Origin of the sequence: Shimia sp. R9_1 (assembly GCF_017743775.1) — a bacterium.
In the GTDB taxonomy this organism is placed as follows: Bacteria; Pseudomonadota; Alphaproteobacteria; order Rhodobacterales; family Rhodobacteraceae; genus Shimia.
The window spans coordinates 501,953-522,068 of the sequence record NZ_JAGHRN010000002.1 but is presented as its reverse complement, the minus strand read 5'-3'; the positions used below and the strand labels follow the sequence as shown (position 1 = coordinate 522,068).

Genomic DNA, 20,116 nt, shown 5'->3' with positions numbered 1-20,116 from the left:
GCCCTTAACTCCTACTGCCTTTGACCTGTGCCGCACGCGCGCGTGGTCCCGTAAAATATTCCTGAACCCAGGGATGATCGACATCTGTCATGGTCTCAATCGGCCCTTCTACCAGCACGCGCTTCTCTGCCAATACGGCAATTCGGTCACAGATGGCATAAAGGCTGTCCAGATCGTGGGTCACCATAAACACGGTGATACCAAGCGCGCGCTGCAATTCCCCAATCAAATCGTCGTAGGCCGCCGCCCCGATTGGATCGAGACCCGCCGTCGGTTCATCCAAGAACACGATCTGCGGATCAAGTGCCAAGGCCCGCGCCAAAGCGGCCCGTTTGCGCATCCCGCCTGACAGCTCGCTTGGCAGCTTCTCACAGGCAAAATGCGGCAGCCCTACCAGCCCGATCTTTAGCGCGCCGAGATCCTTCATCAGGTTTTGGGAGAGTTTAAGGTGCTCACGCATCGGGGCCATAACGTTTTGAAGAACGGTGAGGCTGGAAAACAGCGCGCCGTCCTGAAAGGCGACTCCCCAGCGGGTCTCAACCTTGCGTCGTTCGGCCTCAGGGGCGTGCAGCACATCGGTGCCAAGCACCTCGATGCGGCCAGCCGCCGGACGGTTCAGCCCAACAATCGTGCGCAGCAATACGGATTTACCGGTGCCGGACCCTCCAACGATACCCAGCACTTCGCCCCGCCAGACATCCAGTTCCAGATTGTCATGCACCACCTGCTTGCCAAACTGATTGCGCAAACCGCGCACCTTGATGACCGCTTCACGCTCTTCTGTGGCAGCGTCTGCGGGCTGCGTCCCCACCAAGTTCATATGCCAAGCTCCGCGAAGAAGATAGAAAACAGAGCATCCAGCGCGATCACCAAAAAGATGCTTTGTACCACGCTCGAAGTCGTGCGCTGCCCAACGCTGGTAGAGCTGCTTTTCACTTGAAAGGCCTGCCAACAGGCCACAACGCCGATCACCAGCGCAAAGAATGGTGCTTTCACCATGCCGACCAAAAGGTGGCTTACATCCGTGTTCTCATACAGCCGGGTGACAAACATGCCCGGGCTGACACCAAGGTTGATCCAGCTCATGAGAGCGCCGCCAAAGAGGCCAAACAGATTGGCCACAAAGCCCAGCAATGGCAGCATGATCAGGAGTGCCAGAACCCGCGGCACCACCAGCACACGCACTGGATCAAGCCCAAGCGTCTGCATCGCGTCAATTTCCTGCTGCACTTTCATGGATCCCACCGAGGCCGTGAAAGCCGATCCTGAACGACCAGCGACAATGATCGCGGTGAGCAGGATCCCCAGTTCCCGGAGCACGGAAATCGAGATCAATTCAACAACAAAGACTTCCGCGCCAAAGCGCTGCAATTGTGTGGCCCCCTGAAAGGCCAAAACCACACCGATCAGAAAGCCCATAAGCCCGATGATGGGCACGGCGTTGAATCCGGTGTCCTGCATATGGGTCACGAGTGACGCCCAGCGCAGCTTGTGCGGACGAGACAGTTCGCGCGTCAATGCCGCGAGTGTTTGCCCCAGAAAACTGATCAATGAGAGAGCGTTGTGATAGCCCCCGACCAAAGACTTGCCCCACTCCTCCAGCCAAGCCCAGGCTGAATGCGCGGCGGCGTCTTGCACCTCTTCATCCGGAGCCGCAGCGGAAACCGTGCGGATCAGTGCCAGTTGATCCTGCGCACCACCATCAATGGCAACTTCCGCTCCCGCACGGCTTAGCCGGTCGCGCAAATGCGTGACCATCCAGGCGCCACCTGTGTCCATCGCCGTGAGATCAGAAAGATCGACCCGCACCGTGCCCGCATTTGCCGAAACCTGTGCAAAAGGTCGCTCCATCTCTGCAAGATGTTCGGTCAGAAGCGCACCGGACAGACGTACAACCGTCTCGTTACCCGTCGCTTCGACGTGCAGGTTGGGGCGCTTGTTGGTCATGAAACCAACACCATCTGGCTTGAGGCATACGCCACTTTCGTCCCGGTCATTTTGGTCCCAAATGCGTGGAGTCGTCTTGCGTCCCGCCACCTTTATCAAACCGCCTCAGCGCTTTAAACCCCAAGGGCTATCGCAGCGGCACCCGTTGCTCCAGAGCGTCAATCTTTGGGCGTGGCAAATGCTGAAATGCCCGCAGGACCATCTGCCGCGCGCGCGCGCCTTCCCAATCCCTTGGCAACACCAGATCCTGCACCGCCCCGTGCCTCAAACACAGGCGCCGCCAGTGATGCAGCACCACAAGCCTCAGGCTCGTACGGTCAAACAGATCTTCAGGCACCGGATGGGCAAGCACTCTTTCCACGACGGACGCGAGTTCATCATATTCCGCGCGCATCACCTGTGGCGCGACGGTCTCCGTAACCCACTCTGGCATATCACTTGGCGCAAAGGCGCTCAGCAGGCAGCCCTGCGGGGTCTCCGATAGACCGCTCACCAAAGCGCTGCGGGTCGACAGTGGCACCGCACCCGCAGGCAAAAGCGCCTCAAACTCCGCAACGGTTAAGGATGGCTCTCCGATCAACAAACTCACGGTCGCAGCGGCATTTCCCTTGGCACCGTAAACCTGTGGACGTGCGCGCTCCGTCGCGGCCCATCCTTCTGCAGACAGACGATGCGCAGACATACGTCCGCGCTTTTCGGTAATCACCCACCCGTCCCGCCGGAGCCGGTGCAACGCCACGCGCAGCGCCTGATTGTTGATCCCAAGCGGCCGCACCAATGCATCCAGAACCGGCCCGGAAACCCAGCTCTCTTCATCCTGCAGAAGGTCACCCAAAATGGTCACGACCACCGACCAAACCTTGATCGGACCACAGTCGCGCACCGCCTTGATATCTTCTTGCAGATCAACCTGTTGCATAACCACCAGTTTACGCTTGCTGCAGCGCAACAACAAGCGGGGCACGTTGCGTCACATGCACTCTCCCTTGATGCGCGTAGCGACCCGGCCCATGCTGAGGTGGAATAGGGACCGCTTCAGGAGGAGGAGCCCCCCATGTGGAGGAGCACATCCATCACGCCAGACTCACCGGAGTTTGCCGCGAACCGCGCCGCTATGTTGTCGGCGGTCGATGACCTGCGCGCCCTGGAGAAGCGGACCGCTGATAAATCCGAACAACGCCGGGAACGTTTCGCCGCACGTGGGCAGATCACCCCGCGCGAACGACTTGGACGCCTGCTGGACCCTGGCATGGCGTTTCTGCGCCTACACAGCCTTGCGGGCTATCTCCAAGACACCGACGATCCCGACACCTCCCTGCCCGGCGCGACCTTTTTGATGGGGATCGGCTTTGTCTCAGGTGTGCGCTGCATGGTTGTGGTGGACGACAGCGGTATCAACGCAGGCGCACTTTCCCCAATGTCTTTGCAGGCCATCCTGTCTGCGCAAGACATCGCCTTGCGCCAAAAGCTGCCATTTGTGCATCTGGTCGAAAGCGCAGGGGCAAACCTGATGAACTACCGGGTGGAAGATTGGGCTCTGGGTGGCGGTGTCTTTCGCAACCTTGCCCGCCTTTCTGCCGCAGGCCTGCCCACCATTGCTGTGCTGCATGGGCCTTCCACTGCTGGTGGCGCCTATATGCCGGGACTCTCTGACTATGTGATCGGCGTGAAGAAAAACGGGATGGCGGCGCTGGCGGGCGCGGCTTTGGTAAATGCCGCAACGGGCGAAGTCGCCAAGGACGCAGATCTGGGCGGAGCGGAAATGCATGCAACTACCTCTGGCCTCGTCGAGTATCTGGCCGAAGATGACGTTCACGCCATCGCTTTGGCCCGTCGGGTGATATCCCGGCTCGATTGGAACCGAGACTTGCAGATGCCTGATATCCGCAGTTTTGACGCCCCTCGCTATGATACTGACGAAATTGCGGGCGTTGTCCCGGCTGACTGGACCACCCCTTATGATGCACATGAACTTGTTGCTCGATTGGTAGATGGCTCAGATTTTGACGAATTCAAATCCGGCTTTGGCGCTGCCACACTCTGTATCCAAGCTCAGATTCATGGCCATACAGTCGGTATCATTGCCAACAACGGCCCCATTGATCCGGCGGGTGCCAATAAGGCGACCCACTTCATACAAGCCTGCGATCAGGCCGGTACGCCGCTTGTGTTTTTAAACAACACCACAGGCTACATGGTCGGCACCGCCTATGAGCAGGCGGGAATGATCAAACATGGCTCTAAAATGATCCAGGCGGTCAGCAATGCCCGCGTGCCCAAAATCACGCTCTACTGCGGCGCCTCGTTTGGAGCGGGCAACTACGGCATGTGCGGTATCGCCTATCAACCTGATTTCCTGTTCTCTTGGCCCACCTCGCGCTCCGGCGTCATGGGCGGGGCGCAGGCCGCCAAAACCATGTCGCTCGTGGCGCGTGCTGGTGCTGCCCGCAAGGGTGTGGAACTTGATGAGGCGCATATCACGAAGCAGGAAGCGGCCATCGAACATCTCTTCGATGCGCAGAGCTCCCCTTTCTTCACCTCCGGAAAGGTCCTTGACCATGGCGTGATCGATCCCCGCGAAAGCCGCAAGGTGATCGCCTTCTGCCTGGACACCGTGGCGGAGGCGCGACGCCGCAAACTCAACCCCAACAGCTTTGGTGTGGCGCGGATGTGACGATCCCTGCCCCGACCTCGGCCCAGTCCGAACACCACATCAAGATGCTCAGCCGCGCATCGACTCCGCGCGAAACCCCACCGTGAAGGACCGCTTATGACCCTGACCCAAGCTGACGACTTCCTCACCGAATCCGAAACGCTACACGCCGCCATCGCAGACCTGAGCGATGCGGAGTTGCGCATGACAACCCAGTTCAAAGACTGGAGCATCGAAGATGTTCTTGTGCATCTGCATTTCTGGAACATCGCCGCTGATCTTTCCGCCACCGATGAGATCGCGCTGCAAAAACAAATTGGTGCCGTCATGGCCTCACTCGAAGACACCGGCTCGATGCGCGGCGCGGAAAATGCGGCGATCACCGAACGCGGAACCGCTTTGCGGAGCCTTTGGATCAACAAAGTGCGTGATATGGCGCCCCGCTGGCGCGACATGGATCCCAAAGCGCGGCTCAGCTGGGTGGGACCCTCCATGTCCGCGCGCTCCTCGATCACCGCGCGCCAGATGGAAACCTGGGCGCATGGCTTTGAGATTTTTGACCTGCTTGGCACAACCCGCACTGAGGCGGACCGGATCAAAAACATCATTGTGCTTGGGGTCAACACATTCGGCTGGTCCCATCAGGTTCACAGCCTGCCGATACCTGAGGCCATGCCAACGCTCTCTCTCACCGCTCCGTCCGGGGACGTCTGGTCCTTTGGTGAAGATACCGAAAACACCATCAGCGGGCCGGCGGTCGACTTCGCTGCAGTTGTCACACAAACTCGGGCTTTTGCCGATACCTCATTAATTGCCACCGGCAACGTAGCACAGACATGGATGGCCAACGCGCAATGCTTTGCAGGTCCGCCGGAAACACCTCCTGCGCCGGGCAGCCGTCACCGCCTGAGCGCCACAGATCACGGGTGATCCATGGATAAGGCGATCCTCACCTGCGCGCTGAATGGCGTGCTAACCGACCCGGCAAAGCACCCCGTGCCCGTCACCCCGGCACAATGTGCCGCCTCCGCGAGAGAAGCCATGGATGCGGGCGCAAGTGTGATTCACATCCATTTCCGGCAACAAGAGCCGGGCAAAGGTCATTTGCCAAGCTGGGATCCCCAGGTGGCAGCGGAAATTGTAGGCGCGATCCGCGATGCCTGTCCGGGTATCCTGATCAACGCGACCACTGGCGCAATCGGGCCAGACTACTCCGGCCCTCTCAATGTTCTACGCGCCCTGAAACCGGAGATCGCCGCCTGCAACGCAGGCTCGCTCAACTACCTGAAACTGCGGGCAAACGGGAATTGGGCCTGGCCGCCGATGCTGTTTGAAAACACCCCTGACAAAATTCAGGATCATCTGGACGTGATGGCTGAGACGGGCACCCTGCCGGAATTTGAGTGTTTTGACACTGGCATTGCGCGCTCCGTTGCCATGTATGTTGCCAACGGCATGACCAAACGCGCGCAGTACAACCTCGTGATGGGCGTCGCCTCCGGCATGCCAGTCAGCCCAGTGCTTTTGGAGTTTCTGCTGCCCTACCTCATTGAAGGCAGCAATTGGCAGGCAACACTGATCGGCCGCGCTGAGATCTGGGAAACCCACCAGAAGGCAGCAGATCTGGGCGGGATGCTGCGCACCGGCGTTGAGGACACTTTTTACCTGCCCGATGGTGAGAAAACGCGCTCCAATGGCCAACTGATCGAAGCGCTTGCGACCTGCGCGCGCAATGCAGGTCGGGCGATTGCGTCACCGGAGGAGGCACGCACCATTTTGGGGATATCCTAGGCGCTTGATCCTGTTCTCTTTCCCGCCATAGTGACCGGATGATCGACTTTCTGCCGCCAGACCTTGCCCAAGCTGCCGCCATCGCACTGCTGCTGACGAGTTTCGCGGGATCTTTCATCACGGCTGCGTTTGGCATTGGCGGGGGCGTCGCCTTTCTGGGGGCTTGCGCAATCTTATTGCCACCCGCCGCAATCATCCCTGTGCACGGTGTTGTGCAACTCGGCTCCAACGCAATCCGTGCGCTGATGTTCCTGCGCTATGTGCTTTGGAAAGCCCTACCTGCCTTTGTCATCGGTTCCGTCGCGGGCGTCGCCATCGGCGGTAGCGTTGTGGTCAGCTTGCCGGGCTGGCTTGTTCAATCCGTCGTCGGCCTCTTCATCCTCTGGGTGGTTTTTGCCAAACCTCCCAAATGGCTCTCCCGCTGGCCCCTGATCACAGGGCTTCTGTCCAGCTTCCTGACGATGTTCTTTGGCGCGACCGGTCCATTTGTGGCAGGCTATGTCAAAACCTTGCAACTCGATCGCCACAAGCATGTGGCCCTACAAGCCGCAATGATGACTGTGCAGCACGGCCTCAAGGTCGCGATGTTCGGCCTCTTGGGGTTCGCCTTTACGGAATGGGCGCTGTTGATTGCAGGTCTGATCGCGTCAGGTGCCTTGGGCACTTGGGTCGGCAAACAGGTGCTCGGCAAGATGAGCGACCACGGCTTTCATCGCATGCTCAACGTGATCCTCGTGTTGCTCGCATCGCGCCTCATCTGGGGCGGGGTGGGTGCATTTTTCTAGAGTAGCGCGCCGAAATTCCGCACCGTCGCGATACCGCGACACAACAGACGTATTGCAGATACATCTTTTCATCCCCATTTGCCCCGAAACGGGGAACGGTGTATGACGCCACCCTGATCAGGAAAGCGCGCGCGATGACCCAACATAGATCCGAACTTTTGATGCCAGCCGGCAACCTCCGTAAACTCAAAATGGCCGTCCTTTATGGTGCGGATGCCGTTTATCTCGGCACGCCAGACATGAGCCTTCGGACGAAGTCTGAGTTCTCACTAGAAGACGTGATCGAAGGCGTAAAATTCTGCCATGAGCACGGGCGTCGGGCTTATCTGACTCTGAATTTGTTCAGCCATAACAAAGATATCCCGAAACTCGATGAATACATCGACACAGTGCGTAAAGTGAACCCCGACGGGTTGATCATCTCCGACCCCGGCGTATTCCAATACGTCCGTGAACGGGCGCCGGAGATCCCGCTGCATGTCTCCACGCAAGCCAATATCGCAAGCTGGCTGACCACGCAGTTTTGGCAGTCCCAAGGCGCCGATCTTGTTGTGCTGGCGCGCGAAGTCAGCTTCCCGGAACTAGAAGAGATTCGCGAAAAATGCCCTGACATCAAGCTCGAAGCCTTTGTCCACGGTGCTATGTGCATGACCTATTCCGGTCGCTGCCTGCTGTCCAACTTCATGGCAGAGCGCGGTGCCAACCAAGGTAACTGTGCCAACTCCTGCCGCTGGAACTACAAATTCCACATGCGCCTGAAAGACGGCACCGTGCAGGAATTGATCGTGGACGAAGACAACATCCACATGTTTGAGTTCCTGCTCGAAGAAGGCGTACGGCCCGGCGAGTTCCTCCCCATTCAGGAAGATGAGCGCGGCAGCTACATCCTCAACTCAAAAGATCTGTGCCTGCTGCCCAAGCTGGATGATTATCTGCGCATTGGCGTGGACAGCCTCAAAGTCGAAGGGCGCGGTAAATCAGAATACTACGCCGCCATCGTTGCGCGCGCCTACCGCATGGCGATTGATGATTACTACGCAGATCCGGAAAATTGGGACGCATCGGACTACATGAGCGAGTTGGAGACTGTGGGCAACCGCGGCTACACGCTGGCTTTCCACAAGGGCCGCCTGACCAATCTCGCCCACGGTTATGAGCAAACCCAAGCAATTGCCCATTGGGAATACGCGGGGTTTGTAACCGAAGTTGTCGATGATGCCTTTCATGTGGAAGTCAAAAACAAACTCGAGCCGGGCGACGTGTTGGAAATCGTCTCCCCTGTTGCCCGCAATACAATTCTACTTCGTGCCTATGACTATGAGGTCGCTGCAACCGGTGAGAAAAAAGACGTCATTCACGGCTCCACCAAGACCGTAATCCGCATGCCCTTCTCCCTGTTTGAGCATGAAGACCTCAAAGATCTGCGTAATAACTTCCCGCCCATGACAGTCATCCGCAAAGAGCGCGCCTTGACCGATGAGCAATGGAAACGCCTTCAGCTTGATAAGACGGCGCTGGCGATGGAGGTGAAGGACACCACCAACGAAACGGCTTATAAACGTCGCCGTGATGCGCTGGTGGAGGCGATTGAGGCTGACACCAACACCAAGCGCTTCAAGACCAACCGCAAAGGCACAGAAGGATGCTGCGGCAAGGGGTGCAACGGCTGCCTGATCTTCTGGGAAGACCCGATGTATGCCAAAGCGCGCGACGTTCTAAAAGAGCGCAAGATGGGTTCCATGCTCAGCCGCGCAGAGGCAACAGAGCTGAAGCTGCCCGCAGCAGAGTAAAGCAAAAAGCCCGGTCACTGACCGGGCTTTTCTTTATGTTCTATAGAAATAATAGCGTTCAGGCGCGACGGTTGTCGGACCACGCACTTGCTCAAAGCCCATCAAAGGTTGACCGGACACAAGCACTCCACCCGGCAACATGATTTTTTTGATCAGTTCTGAGAGGCGTGCAGCTTCGGCAACGTCTTTTACCTTGTCGCCAAAGCCAAAATCATAATGCGCCATAGCGATCTTGGTTCCGTCAGCTGCCATCTTGTTGAGCATCTCTTCGGCTTCGCCCTGCAAAAAGTCTTCCTCAGGTGGCACACAGGAGGGGTGACAGTTCAACGCGCGATCGATCACCCAGATGCGGCGGTCCGCTGCGATTTCCCGGATGTGGTCATAGGTGCGCCCGTTGCCAAGGCCCATATCCAGAAAGTCGCCCTTCAGGCTGTCCACCATGGTGTTAGCCCATTCCAGCCCATCCGCCTGAGCGGCCAAGCGGCGCATCATGCTGTTCAATCGGCTCATAATTCGCCCTTTCGGTCGTGGCGATAGAGCTGCACTGGCCCATCGCAAATCTCTTTCAAAAACTGATCGGAAAAATTCCAGATATCGTCGTCATGCACAAGATGGTGGGTCAAATATCCCAAGGGCTCGTGATTGTCTGTGAGGCCAGCGCGCCGATCCTTCAGCAAGGCAATGAGCTGTGCGATCAGAGCATCGGGCGCCACCAACCCTCTGGTGCCCCGCCAATAAATCGGATCCAGATGGGTGTTGATTTGCTCCAGACCGAGCGCTGCAAAGGACTGATTGCGCGGTTGATAGGTGGACACAGCATCATACCCGAGCGCGGCCAAAGCAGGCATCAAGGCCACATCCATTCGGTTCCAAGGCGGGACAAACATCATCGCCAAACGGTTTCCGAACAGGGATGTCATCTGCTCCAGCGCCGCAGCCAAATCCGCTTGCGCCACCTCAGGCGGGCGGCCGGCGCCGAACTCTGCGTTCTTGATCCCCTCAGGAGTATGGCTCAGATGCGCCCATCCATGCACAACCGGCACGAACGTGTCACGGAGTGTCTGCGCCAAGTCCACAGTTGCCTGCTCGGGAATGATTGCCAGATGCACGGGCACCTCGACGGCAGCGCTCAGCGCTCCGAGGTGGTCCAACGCATCGGTCGGTGTCACCGCATCATCGTCACGCCACCAGAACGGCAGTGTCAGCCCGGCAGCACGCCACTCCCGAAATTCTGCTCTGAGCGGCTCCCAGTCAATCTTCACCCGCGCTTCTCCGCGAGCAGTTGCTGGGCGATACGCACGCTTCCTGCAGCTCCATCCATGCGCATATCGGTCGGCGGCTGTCTCCCATGCGCCAACACCCGCTTCAGTTCAGAAAGCAGGTTATCAGGGGTTAGATCCACGGAACTTAAGACTTCAATGCCCGGCTGTCTGGCCAGCGCGCGGGCCCGCAGTGTCTGCTCCACTTCGCCTGCATCAGAAAACGGCACGAAAACCGTGGGTACGCCTGTCTGCAAAACATCGAGCGCTGTATTGTACCCGCACATGCTGACTGTCGCTTCGGCGTTCAACAGCATCTGGCGAAAGTCCGGGCTTACCGGCTCGATGATGATGGTGGGATCATTGGCGATCGCCTGCAGTTCTGATACTCGGGCGTCCTTGTCGGCACCTCCCACCAGCAGCCGCCAGCGTAGCGGGCTGCGTTTCGCAGCTGCTATGGCGCATCTATAAAGCTCTTCCCCAACCGAGCCACCGCCCGTGCTGACAATGACCTCTCCGACGCCAGGGCCATTCTCGACTGCTACCGGTGCCGCTGGGGCAACGTAGCCCGTATAGTGCAACATGGCTCGCACATCATTGGTAACGGGCCAGCTCACGTCAAATGTGGTGAGTTCTTCATCCGAATGCACAAGCACGCCGTCATAAAACTGCTTGAGCAGATCCCGTGTATCTCCGGCTTTGCTGACCTTGGAGGGGGGCTCCAGAATATCGCGCACCGACGACAGCACAACGGGTCGCGTTTTAAGCGCATGGGCCGCCTCGAGCAGAGCCACAAACTCCTTGGCCAAGCTGCGCCGTCCAAAAGGATACAACTCTGTTATCACAACATCGGGCTGCATCTCATTGACGGTTTTCACCGCCATTGCGCGACGCGCTTCCAGATAATCACCGTCAACAACCCGGTTTTGATCAGTCAATAATTTTTTGAACTCCACACCGTCAGAAGCCACCGGAGGCAATTGGATCAACGGTACATCATCGGTGTTGAGGTGCGGCGCGGGACGCCCTCCCGAAAGCACAACCGCATCATGCCCATCTGCCACAAAGGCGCGTGCCAGATTGAGGGCACGAGACAAATGCCCTGTGCCTAAAAGGTGGGTAACAACGATCAGTACTTTCATACGCTGCGCCTCTCCAAACGAATTATCTCCGGGTCTGCGACCCTAATCATATCATCCTGAAGTTCCACCACAAAAAGTCGGTTTCGTTTCACGGCGAAAGGGGCAGGACCATCGAAGCTCCAGCCATGAGCTTTGGCCAAGATCATGCGCATGATACCAATATGACAAACCGCCAGCGTGTCCCGTTCGCGGGCAAAGAGCCAAGGCGCGATGCGCGCCCAAACCTCACGCGGGCTTTCCCCTTCTGGCGGGCGATAATCCCATCCCCACGCCTCAATATCGCGAAAGCCGCTATTGGGATCGGCTTGCAGGTCGACACCTTTCTTGCCTTCCCATTGGCCCCAGTCCATCTCCGTCAGCGCATCCACTGTTTCAGGGGAACGTCGAGCGACAATCTCTGCCGTTTCTCGCGCACGGGCCAACGGGCTGGACACAAGATCGGCCTCTCCCCAAGGGGCAGGCAGGGCAAACTCCGACAAATCCCCACGCGCCTGATCATCCAATGGAATGTCCGTGCGCCCCTGAATTTGATGGGCCCGGTTCCAAGCCGTATGGCCATGTCGCATCATCGCAAGTCTGATCATGATCTCTCTTTCATCAGAGGATGCAACGCACCCCAGATCGTATTTCTGGCTGCAGGGAGCAAATGCCGCGATTGCACCAAAGTCCTTGCCGCTTCAGATCGCAACCTATGGTGCGCATCATCGTAGAGCGCGCGACCAAGCGCTTCGGCAAGCTGTTCTGGTGCGCCCTGCGCAATCAATCCGCCTGCCTCGACCACTTCGTTGACGCCGGCACGGTCCTCCGCCACCACCGGCACGCCATGCGCCTGTGCTTCCAGATAAACCATGCCAAAGGCTTCATTCACGCCGGGCCAAAAGAACGTTTTTGCCCGCCCATAGGCTGCTACCATACCTGCCGCGTCGAGCGCCCCCAAAAAGCGGACGCGATCACCAAAAGGTGCCATCATCTTGGCAACTTCGCTGTGCATTGGCCCATCTCCGGCAATCTCTAACTGCCAAGGGGCATCCCCTATGTGTCGGAGCGCTTCTGCCGCAATCTGATAAGAAGATAGCTTGTCTCCCGCGCGCATCATGCCCGCGATGAACACGTTCTGAGTTTGCGCACTTGCTGGCTCCGGCAATGTCTCCATTGCCAGAAACGGCGATAGGCCGACGAGTTTCTCAGCGCCTAATGTGGCGCGCAACGCCATGGCATCGCGCTCTGTGAAACAAAAAATAGCGTCGGCGGCCTCGCAAGCGGCCATCGCCCCACGCTCAAAAGTATCCCACGGCCCACCCAACCGTTTGCTGGCAAGAGTTGCCTCCACCAGCAAGTAAGGGATGCCAAGCGCCTTTGAGACTGTTGGGCCGAGCAGATCAGGCGCTTTGTAGTAATTGTGATAGGTCACCCAAGCCTGCCACCCTTCACCACGCCCGCGCGTGATCAGGGTTTCAGCTTCCTCTTGCGCCTGCTGGATCAACACCGATTGGTACGCGGCGCTCCCTTGTTTGTCCAAACTGCGCAGCTCAGACACCAGCACAGGCTGAGCGCTATCTGAGCTCAATACCCGCATGAGGTTGCGTGCGATTTCGCGCTCACCAGACGAAACCGTATGGTTTGGCGATTTTAAGGGCGCATAAAATGCAATCCGCCCCATCGCTTTACCCCCTCTGATCCGCCGTCACGGCAGCTTGCAACCGCGCGTCCAGTTGCGCAATACCCGGCTGCATCAAGAAAGACGTTGTCAGCCGTACATAGGCCGCTTCGGCCAGCTGCGCGCGCAGTGCCGGGTCACGGGCCAATCGCTCCATCGCCTCAGCCAAAGCCTCCGGAGCATCACTGCTCAACACGCCATGCTCCCCATCAGTGATGAACTCCGGAATGGCAGATACCGGCGTGGAAAGCAGGCACAGCTTCTGGCTCGCGGCCTCCATCAACACGTTGGGCAAGCCATCCCGATCCCCATCCACAGCAACGCGACTTGGCAGCACAAAAACATCTGAGGCACGCAAGGCCTCAATCACCTCGGGCTGGTCACACGCGCCGCGCCAGACAATGCGGTCCGCGATACCCAGTCGTTCCGCTTCCGCCTTCAAAACCGCGCCGGATCCACCTCCGCCGATATGCTCCCATCGCCAGTTCAAATCTTTAGGCAGCAGCGCGAGGGCCGCAATCAAACGATCAAAACCCTTCTTTTCCACAAGCCGCCCTACGGAAAGAAAGCGTACCATCCCATCAGGTTCGCGAGGCTTCGGGGGCTCTGGAAATCGTATCAGGTCCAGCCCGTGATAGACCAATTCCACGCGGTCATCTCGATCTGCCAGCTCTTTCAGGTGACGCGCCCCCACGCCTGTGCAGGTCGCCAGAAAGGCCGCGCCATGCGTTTCCGCCTGCAACTTCTCCCGTTTCTCCCATTCGGGTGAGGTCCAAATATCTTTGGCATGGGCTGAGACCGACCAAGGCAAATCCCGCATGATCGCGGCATAGCGCGTGACAGACGCAGGCGTATGCATGAAATGGGCATAGAGGACATCAATATCGCGCGGCAATTCCCGCGCCAAGACACAGGCTTGCCCAAAGCGACGCACACGGTTGCGCGAGATGTCCCGCCGCAAGTCTTTAAGCCAAATGGCCGCAGCTTTCCAAAACTCTGGCTTGGACATGCCTGCCAAGACGCTGCGCAACACGCGCAGGGGCTCTTGGTGCAGGTATTCCGGCAGATAATGCACCGGCGCTTTCAAACGATCATGCAGCGGATGGCGTTTCTTGTCTGTGGGAAACCGCAGCGACCAAAGCGCCATATCATAGCCAGTTTCTTCCAGCGCCACCAATTCCTGCGCGATAAACGTCTCTGAAAGGCGGGGCCAGCCTTTGACCACCACCGCCACCTTCGGTCTTTGAGAAGTCATGCGACGCCTTGTGTTTGCGGCTTTGTGTTTGGCTCAGAGAGCCCCAACATGGCAAGTGTTCGCTCAGACACTACATTCAGCCCGTCAAGAAGCCCCGGCACAAAGGCACCGCTCGGCTTCGGTTGATGCGGAATGCCGCGAATGGCGGCGATCATCGCTTCGGGCGTAAAACCATCACGACGCTCATCCAGCATGCGCACCAAGCCGAGGCTTTCGGCGCGGCTCGCGCGGATATGTTGCTCCATACGCGGGCGGGTGCGCGGGACAATCACCACAGGTTTGTCAAAGGAGAGCACTTCGCAAAAAGTGTTGTAGCCCCCCATCGACACGATGCCCTGCGCACCTTGCATCAAGGTTTCCATGCGGCTGTCAAAGCCGACCGCATGCACGCGCCCGTCCAGTTTGGCCACGCGCGCCTCAAAATCTGCACGCACTTCGCCAGACAGAAACGGCCCATAAACCAACAGCGCGCGTGGGGAGAGATCCGGATCCGCCTCATAGGCGCACAACACCAGGTCCACCATGCCAGCGCCATCACCGCCGCCACCGGGGGTGACGAGGATATACGGTTCAGACGGGGGTTCATCGTCGCTAAAAGCTTCTCGCTGAAGATAACCCGTGAAGGTCATTTTATCGCGAAACTCTTGGGTCAGCTCCAAGCCCGCTGTCGGATCATAAATCGAGCGTAGGCCGTAAACCCAAGTCTCATCATAGTATCGCTCCGCTGCCTCAACGGCACCTTTACGCGCCCATTCGGCCGCAAGCACATTGGGCTCGTCCAGCACATCCCGCAGACCAAGAATCAAATGCGCCTTGCGCTTCAGCTTCAACCATTCCAGTGCGGGCAACAGCTCACCGCGAAAGCCGGTCGGCTCTTTGTCCACAATCAGCACATCTGGATCGAAGTGTTCGACAGTTGCCTTGATCAATCCGGCGCGGAGCGCAGTGGTTTCGTCGATATGAAGACCCAGGCGCTCGCTTTCGTAGTTCCCATCCAGTGTTTTGGTCACACCGGGCAGGCGGATATGGTCCACATTGTCGGGAAAGGAAAATCGCCCTGCCACAGGAGATCCAGTCAGGATAAGCGCAGAGATACGGCTGTCCGCCTGCGTTATCGCGGTCGCGAGGGCACGCGAGCGGCGCAAGTGGCCCAGCCCGTAAGTGTCGTGGCTATACAGCAGCACACGCGGAGACGCATTGGCCGCCAAGTTGCCTTTCATCGAATGCGCTTCTGACAAATCGTGCCTCACCCTTCGTTACAACCGCAAATCCGACTCGGATTTGGGCAATACGCCTTTGATATCGTAGAGCAATGCCTCGGGCTTTCCGAGGTCTCTTATTGCAGCAGCACCCATCTCTACAAATTGGCGATGCGCAACGGCCACGACAACTCCGTCATAGACGCCGCTTTCAGCCTTTTGAATGGGCGTGATGCCATATTCGGCGCTTACCGCCTCCAGATCGACCCAGGGATCCCAGACATCAACGGCCACGCTGTAGCTCTTCAGCTCGTCCACAATATCGGCCACGCGGGTGTTGCGCGTGTCGGCACAGTTCTCTTTGAACGCAAGCCCCATCACCAAAACACGTGCGCCCGAGGGGTTGGTGCCTTTGGCAAGCATGCCCTTGATCATCTCCTGCGCCACATGACGCCCCATGTGATCATTGATCCGACGCCCCGCCAAAATGACCTCAGGGTGATAGCCCAGTTGCTCCGCTCGGAAGGTCAGATAGTAAGGATCGACACCGATACAGTGCCCTCCCACAAGACCTGGCTTGAATGGCAGGAAGTTCCATTTGGTGCCCGCAGCTTCTAGAACTTCCAGAGTGTCTAGTCCCATACGGGAAAAGATAAGCGAAAATTCGTTCACCAAAGCGATGTTCAGATCGCGCTGCGTGTTCTCGATGACCTTTGCCGCCTCTGCCGTCTTGATCGAGCTGGCCTTGTGCAGCCCAGCCTTGATCACAGGTCCATAGATCGCCTCAACGCGGGCAAGGGTTTCAGCATCCTGAGCCGCCACCACTTTGACCACATTTTCCAGCGTGTGCTCGGCATCTCCCGGATTCACACGTTCCGGCGAATAGGCAAGCTTGATCTCGCTGCCTGCTGCCAGCCCGCTGGCCTGCGCCAGCGCAGGACCACAAACTTCCTCGGTCACACCGGGGTAGACGGTGCTTTCCAAAACGACCAAGGCATTTGCAGTCAAATACGGCGCGATGGTCGCACAAGCGCCCAGTACCGGGCCAAGGTCAGGTGCCTTTGCATCCGTGATCGGCGTCGGCACTGAAAGGATGAAGGCCGTGCAGCCTTTCAGCGCGTCCGAGGCGTCGCTGAAAACCGCAGCGGTCTGCGCCAGTGACTCAGCCGCCACCTCGCCGTTTGGATCGCGCCCAGAAGTTAGCCCTGCAATCAGCTTGGCATTGGTGTCAAAGCCAACCACCTCAAATCCGGCGCGTGCAAGGCCCAGAGCCAAAGGCAAGCCCACATAGCCCAAGCCCAAAACAGCGATTTTTTCTGATGTGTTGAGGGTCACCTGTAACCGGTCCTTCCGCTCGCCTGCACCTTTTATCATTGGTTTCAGCCGCTAAACTGTTTGCCACCCCTTGTCACGCCAAAACGCGCTGGCTGCGTGGTTTCGCCCACACCCACACACGTGAGATGATCTCATTTGCGTGACGCCGCCTCAAAGGCTAGACCAAAAGAAGACTGATTTGAGAGGGTTATTCGCCATGTTGCGCCAATTGTTTGCAATGATCTTCATCATTTTACTGATGCCATTGATGGCAACAGCTCAAGCGACCTCTCTTTTGCCCAGCACCGCTCAAAGCGCCGCGCCCGAAGAAAACGCGGCCATGAGCCAACTTTTGCAGGAAGCAGCGAATACCGGCATGCAAGTCATCATCCTGCAACCTGACGGATCTACGCAAACTGTCGGCGCAAGTAGCGCCTCCAGCAGCTCTGCGCAAACTTCCGGCACCTCCAATGACGACGCCACCCTTATCATGCGCGCGCAATCAGAAGTCGATGAAGTGCGGAGCATCTTTTTCAAGCGCTTGCAGGCCCTGCCCGCGGCCATCAACGAGGTCCGCTTTATCCTGCGCGCCTCCAGCCCTGATGGCACCATCATGGCCTTTGTCAGAACCCTTTTGTGGTCACTGGTTTTCCTGCTGCTTGGCGCCCTTGCCGAGCGCAGAATCTACGGCCCAAAAATTGCGGCCCGCTTTGTGATGCCAATGGTGCAAAAAGCACCGCTAGGCTATTCCGAAAAGCTGCCGTTCCTCGTGGTGCGCTTTGTCGGCGGGGTGATTGGCGTGGCGTTTTCCATGGTTGTGGCCGCTATTCTCGGCTTCATCATCACAGCGGTCATCGGAGGTGAAGAAGACAGCGCCATCCGCTTCACGCTGATCTCGATCTTTGTGGCCTACGCCCTCAGCCGTATTGTCGCGCTGATCTGGCGCATGATCCTGTCGCCCTATCTGGACCAGTATCGTATCCCTAGTTTTTCCACACGCGATGCAAAACGCCTGCACCGCTGGATGTTTACGCTTGGTGCTCTCAACATTTGTACCGCAGTGTTCGGGGAATGGTTGAAGCAACTTGGCCTGAACTACGATGTCTTTGCAGCCATGACGCTTGTTTTGCTGAGCGTCTTTGCGATTGGCAACCTCGCGATGGTGGTGGTGAACCGCGAAGCCATTTCAAACGCCATTCGCAATGGCAAAGCCCTCCCTCAAGCAAGCCTGCCCATCCGACTGATCAGCACACTCTGGGCGCCTGTTTTCCTGCTTTACGTGATCTATGGCTTCACCGAGCAGGCCTTTGACATTGTGCTGGGCAATGAGCTGTCGATCCCGCCAATCGCCGGCGCCTATATGATTTTCGCGGCCACAATTGTGGTCTATGCGGCCTTCAACTTCATCATCGAGCGCTACTTTGACCGCGCCCGCAAAATCCGCGCAGCCAATGAAGCGGCGGAACGTGCTGAGGCGGAACAGGAAGCCGCCCGCTTGGCCGCCGAAGCTGCACAGGAAACCATTGACGGCATAGCAACAGAGACGGTGTCCAGTCCGGTTCTGGACGGCGACATCATGGAAAGCGAAGATGATGATGCCGAACTGCGTGCGTTTCAGGAACGCATGCAATCGAGCAGCATTCACACCTTTGAAGACCTTGCGCGCCGGATTGCGGGGATATTGGCGCTTGTTTCCGGCCTGTATGCTGCGGTCAATATTTTTGGCGCCGAAGAAATGATGGTCCAGACCAATATCTTTGATCAGACGCTGGATGTGGCTGTGATCTGTTTCATTGGCTACATCGTGTTTCATGCCTTCCGCATCTGGGTGGACACAAAAATCAAAGATGAGGGCGGAGATGCTGTAAGCGCAACGCCCGGTGATGAGGGGGGCGCAACCGGTGCCAGCCGCCTCGCAACGCTGCTTCCGCTGTTCCGCAGCTTCATTCTGGTGATCATCGTGGTCTCCATCGTTCTGATCGCGCTCTTGGAAATGGGAGTGAACGTCAGCCCACTCTTCGCCGGTGCTGGTGTTATCGGCCTTGCCGTGGGCTTTGGCGCTCAATCCCTGGTGCGGGATATCTTTTCCGGCGCTTTCTTCCTGTTTGATGACGCCTTCCGCAAAGGCGAATACATCGACATTGGCTCTGTCAAAGGCACGGTCGAAAAGATCTCTGTCCGGTCTTTCCAACTGCGCCACCACTTGGGGCCGCTGCACACCATTCCCTTTGGCGAAATCCAGTATCTAACCAACTACTCCCGCGATTGGGTGATCATGAAACTCAAGCTCCGTGTCACCTACGACACCGACGTGGAGCGGGTGCGCAAGCTGGTCAAAAAGCTCGGCGTCGAATTGCTCGATGATCCGGTGATCGGCCACAACTTCATCCAGCCGCTGAAATCACAAGGCGTGATCGAGATGCAGGACAGCGCGATGATCATTCGTGTGAAATTCATGACCAAACCGGGCGATCAATGGCTGGTGCGCAAAAAGGTCTATCAGGAAATCCGCGAGCTCTTTGCGCGCGAAGGCATTAAATTTGCCCACCGCGAAGTCACTGTGCGGATTGCTGATGATGACAAAGGCGAAGAGTTGAGCCCCAAACAACGCGACGCCGTTGTGGGCGCAGTGGAAGCGGCCATTGACGAAGATGCGCTGGAAGAGGCTTCCGGCGGCGGCGATGACCGCTGATAGCGCCACTGCGTCAGCACCCCACGATTAACCATTTGCCCCGTCTGCGCTTTTAAACAAAGGGTAAATGCGCTAGCAAAATGGTGGGATTTGTTGCGGACCATGGGATCGGGCCGCGAAGGGGGGGGAATGTCGCCTGAGATTGAGCACGCGTATGAGCTGTTGGAAGTGACTCCGGATGTCTCTGACAAGGAGATGCGCTCCGCATGGCGCAAACTTGTCAGACGTTACCATCCGGACCTCGCCAAAGACGACCCTGAAGAAGCCAGCCAACGCATGGCTGACATCAACGCAGCCTTCGACGCGTTAGCCTATCACCGCGCAAAGATTGAAGCGGAAGAGATGCCCCAAGAAACGGGCAAAAAGAAAGAAAAGGCACGTCGTTCAGCCAAGTCCAAACCACGCGCGCAAACCAATACCAAACGTGAAAAGGCGGAAGAACCTCAGCCCGAACCGGAAGCGCCACAGGAACCTGAGACCAAGTGGAATAGCGAAGAGCAGACTCTGGTGAATGCAGCCTCCTCTCTCTTTGAAGAAACCCGTCGCAAACTGAGCGCAGCCGCCCGGCGTCCACTCTTTTCCGTCTGCCACTAAAGCTATAGCGACTTAACCCAAAGCGCTGAGGGCGGTCC

The 20,116-nt window shown here is 57.8% G+C and carries 18 protein-coding genes; 7 read left to right on the top strand and 11 right to left on the bottom strand.

Annotation, left to right across the window (positions count from 1 at the left end):
- Positions 1–4: 4 nt before the first annotated feature.
- The 3 genes from J7399_RS08865 to J7399_RS08855 form a co-directional block, all read right to left on the bottom strand.
- Positions 5–820, bottom strand: a complete 816-nt coding sequence (locus tag J7399_RS08865) for an ATP-binding cassette domain-containing protein (RefSeq protein WP_209085417.1) — start codon at positions 818–820, stop codon at positions 5–7.
- The gene (locus tag J7399_RS08860; protein WP_209085415.1) at positions 817–1,947 is read right to left on the bottom strand and encodes an MlaE family lipid ABC transporter permease subunit; all 1,131 of its coding nucleotides are present in this window, start codon (positions 1,945–1,947) and stop codon (positions 817–819) included. Before J7399_RS08860 ends, J7399_RS08865 begins: the two co-directional genes overlap by 4 nt.
- A gap of 127 nt (positions 1,948–2,074) precedes the next feature.
- Positions 2,075–2,866, bottom strand: a complete 792-nt coding sequence (locus J7399_RS08855) for a PaaX family transcriptional regulator C-terminal domain-containing protein (RefSeq protein WP_209085412.1) — start codon at positions 2,864–2,866, stop codon at positions 2,075–2,077.
- A gap of 135 nt (positions 2,867–3,001) precedes the next feature.
- On the opposite strand from J7399_RS08855, the gene J7399_RS08850 reads away from it, so the two are divergent.
- The 5 genes from J7399_RS08850 (at position 3,002) to J7399_RS08830 (ending at position 8,966) form a co-directional block, all read left to right on the top strand.
- Positions 3,002–4,621, top strand: a complete 1,620-nt coding sequence (locus J7399_RS08850) for a carboxyl transferase domain-containing protein (protein ID WP_209085410.1) — start codon at positions 3,002–3,004, stop codon at positions 4,619–4,621.
- A 96-nt stretch (positions 4,622–4,717) separates the two neighbouring features.
- Positions 4,718–5,530: a TIGR03084 family metal-binding protein gene (locus J7399_RS08845; protein ID WP_247742814.1), complete on the top strand. Its 813-nt coding sequence runs from the start codon at positions 4,718–4,720 to the stop codon at positions 5,528–5,530.
- Positions 5,531–5,533: 3 nt separating this feature from the next.
- The gene (locus tag J7399_RS08840) at positions 5,534–6,391 is read left to right on the top strand and encodes a 3-keto-5-aminohexanoate cleavage protein (protein WP_209085408.1); all 858 of its coding nucleotides are present in this window, start codon (positions 5,534–5,536) and stop codon (positions 6,389–6,391) included.
- Between the two features lie 38 nt (positions 6,392–6,429).
- Positions 6,430–7,176, top strand: a complete 747-nt coding sequence (locus J7399_RS08835) for a sulfite exporter TauE/SafE family protein (protein WP_209085407.1) — start codon at positions 6,430–6,432, stop codon at positions 7,174–7,176.
- Between the two features lie 134 nt (positions 7,177–7,310).
- Positions 7,311–8,966, top strand: coding sequence for a U32 family peptidase (locus J7399_RS08830; RefSeq protein WP_209085405.1), 1,656 nt, complete (start codon positions 7,311–7,313; stop codon positions 8,964–8,966).
- Positions 8,967–8,999: 33 nt separating this feature from the next.
- Here the strand turns inward: J7399_RS08830 and J7399_RS08825 are convergent, their stop codons facing one another.
- The 8 genes from J7399_RS08825 to J7399_RS08790 are packed head-to-tail and all read right to left on the bottom strand — an operon-like array spanning position 9,000 to position 16,852.
- On the bottom strand, positions 9,000–9,476 hold the full coding sequence (locus J7399_RS08825; protein ID WP_209085403.1) for a class I SAM-dependent methyltransferase: 477 nt from the start codon (positions 9,474–9,476) through the stop codon (positions 9,000–9,002).
- Positions 9,473–10,228, bottom strand: coding sequence for a polysaccharide deacetylase family protein (locus J7399_RS08820; RefSeq protein ID WP_209085402.1), 756 nt, complete (start codon positions 10,226–10,228; stop codon positions 9,473–9,475). Before J7399_RS08820 ends, J7399_RS08825 begins: the two co-directional genes overlap by 4 nt.
- On the bottom strand, positions 10,225–11,367 hold the full coding sequence (locus J7399_RS08815) for a glycosyltransferase (RefSeq protein WP_209085400.1): 1,143 nt from the start codon (positions 11,365–11,367) through the stop codon (positions 10,225–10,227). The genes J7399_RS08820 and J7399_RS08815 overlap by 4 nt, the downstream gene beginning before the upstream one ends.
- Entirely contained in the window at positions 11,364–11,951 is a 588-nt protein-coding gene (locus J7399_RS08810) for a histidine phosphatase family protein (RefSeq protein ID WP_209085398.1), read from the bottom strand. The genes J7399_RS08815 and J7399_RS08810 overlap by 4 nt, the downstream gene beginning before the upstream one ends.
- Complete coding sequence (locus tag J7399_RS08805) at positions 11,948–13,027, bottom strand: glycosyltransferase family 4 protein (protein WP_209085395.1); 1,080 nt, start codon at positions 13,025–13,027, stop codon at positions 11,948–11,950. The genes J7399_RS08810 and J7399_RS08805 overlap by 4 nt, the downstream gene beginning before the upstream one ends.
- A gap of 4 nt (positions 13,028–13,031) precedes the next feature.
- A complete protein-coding gene (locus tag J7399_RS08800; RefSeq protein ID WP_209085392.1) occupies positions 13,032–14,279 on the bottom strand; it encodes a glycosyltransferase family 4 protein in 1,248 nt (415 codons plus the stop codon).
- On the bottom strand, positions 14,276–15,499 hold the full coding sequence (locus J7399_RS08795; protein ID WP_209085390.1) for a glycosyltransferase: 1,224 nt from the start codon (positions 15,497–15,499) through the stop codon (positions 14,276–14,278). Before J7399_RS08795 ends, J7399_RS08800 begins: the two co-directional genes overlap by 4 nt.
- A 36-nt stretch (positions 15,500–15,535) precedes the next feature.
- Positions 15,536–16,852, bottom strand: a complete 1,317-nt coding sequence (locus tag J7399_RS08790; protein ID WP_209085387.1) for a nucleotide sugar dehydrogenase — start codon at positions 16,850–16,852, stop codon at positions 15,536–15,538.
- 208 nt (positions 16,853–17,060) lie between these two features.
- Here J7399_RS08790 and J7399_RS08785 point away from each other — a divergent pair, with 208 nt between their 5' ends.
- Entirely contained in the window at positions 17,061–19,484 is a 2,424-nt protein-coding gene (locus J7399_RS08785) for a mechanosensitive ion channel family protein (RefSeq protein ID WP_247742813.1), read from the top strand.
- Positions 19,485–19,613: 129 nt separating this feature from the next.
- Positions 19,614–20,078: a J domain-containing protein gene (locus tag J7399_RS08780; RefSeq protein WP_209085379.1), complete on the top strand. Its 465-nt coding sequence runs from the start codon at positions 19,614–19,616 to the stop codon at positions 20,076–20,078.
- Positions 20,079–20,116: the final 38 nt, after the last annotated feature.

What these genes read in the sequence shown, in the direction of transcription:
- J7399_RS08800 (WP_209085392.1), bottom strand. Translation starts at nt 14,279, where the DNA reads ATGACTTCTCAAAGACCGAAGGTGGCGGTGGTGGTCAAAGGCTGGCCC.
- J7399_RS08785 (WP_247742813.1), top strand. Translation starts at nt 17,061, where the DNA reads ATGGCAACAGCTCAAGCGACCTCTCTTTTGCCCAGCACCGCTCAAAGC.
- J7399_RS08810 (WP_209085398.1), bottom strand. Translation starts at nt 11,951, where the DNA reads ATGATCAGACTTGCGATGATGCGACATGGCCATACGGCTTGGAACCGG.
- J7399_RS08795 (WP_209085390.1), bottom strand. Translation starts at nt 15,499, where the DNA reads ATGAAAGGCAACTTGGCGGCCAATGCGTCTCCGCGTGTGCTGCTGTAT.
- J7399_RS08840 (WP_209085408.1), top strand. Translation starts at nt 5,534, where the DNA reads ATGGATAAGGCGATCCTCACCTGCGCGCTGAATGGCGTGCTAACCGAC.
- J7399_RS08830 (WP_209085405.1), top strand. Translation starts at nt 7,311, where the DNA reads ATGACCCAACATAGATCCGAACTTTTGATGCCAGCCGGCAACCTCCGT.
- J7399_RS08805 (WP_209085395.1), bottom strand. Translation starts at nt 13,027, where the DNA reads ATGGGGCGGATTGCATTTTATGCGCCCTTAAAATCGCCAAACCATACG.
- J7399_RS08815 (WP_209085400.1), bottom strand. Translation starts at nt 11,367, where the DNA reads ATGAAAGTACTGATCGTTGTTACCCACCTTTTAGGCACAGGGCATTTG.
- J7399_RS08845 (WP_247742814.1), top strand. Translation starts at nt 4,718, where the DNA reads ATGACCCTGACCCAAGCTGACGACTTCCTCACCGAATCCGAAACGCTA.
- J7399_RS08860 (WP_209085415.1), bottom strand. Translation starts at nt 1,947, where the DNA reads ATGACCAACAAGCGCCCCAACCTGCACGTCGAAGCGACGGGTAACGAG.
- J7399_RS08780 (WP_209085379.1), top strand. Translation starts at nt 19,614, where the DNA reads ATGTCGCCTGAGATTGAGCACGCGTATGAGCTGTTGGAAGTGACTCCG.
- J7399_RS08835 (WP_209085407.1), top strand. Translation starts at nt 6,430, where the DNA reads ATGATCGACTTTCTGCCGCCAGACCTTGCCCAAGCTGCCGCCATCGCA.
- J7399_RS08855 (WP_209085412.1), bottom strand. Translation starts at nt 2,866, where the DNA reads ATGCAACAGGTTGATCTGCAAGAAGATATCAAGGCGGTGCGCGACTGT.
- J7399_RS08790 (WP_209085387.1), bottom strand. Translation starts at nt 16,852, where the DNA reads ATGATAAAAGGTGCAGGCGAGCGGAAGGACCGGTTACAGGTGACCCTC.
- J7399_RS08850 (WP_209085410.1), top strand. Translation starts at nt 3,002, where the DNA reads ATGTGGAGGAGCACATCCATCACGCCAGACTCACCGGAGTTTGCCGCG.
- J7399_RS08825 (WP_209085403.1), bottom strand. Translation starts at nt 9,476, where the DNA reads ATGAGCCGATTGAACAGCATGATGCGCCGCTTGGCCGCTCAGGCGGAT.
- J7399_RS08865 (WP_209085417.1), bottom strand. Translation starts at nt 820, where the DNA reads ATGAACTTGGTGGGGACGCAGCCCGCAGACGCTGCCACAGAAGAGCGT.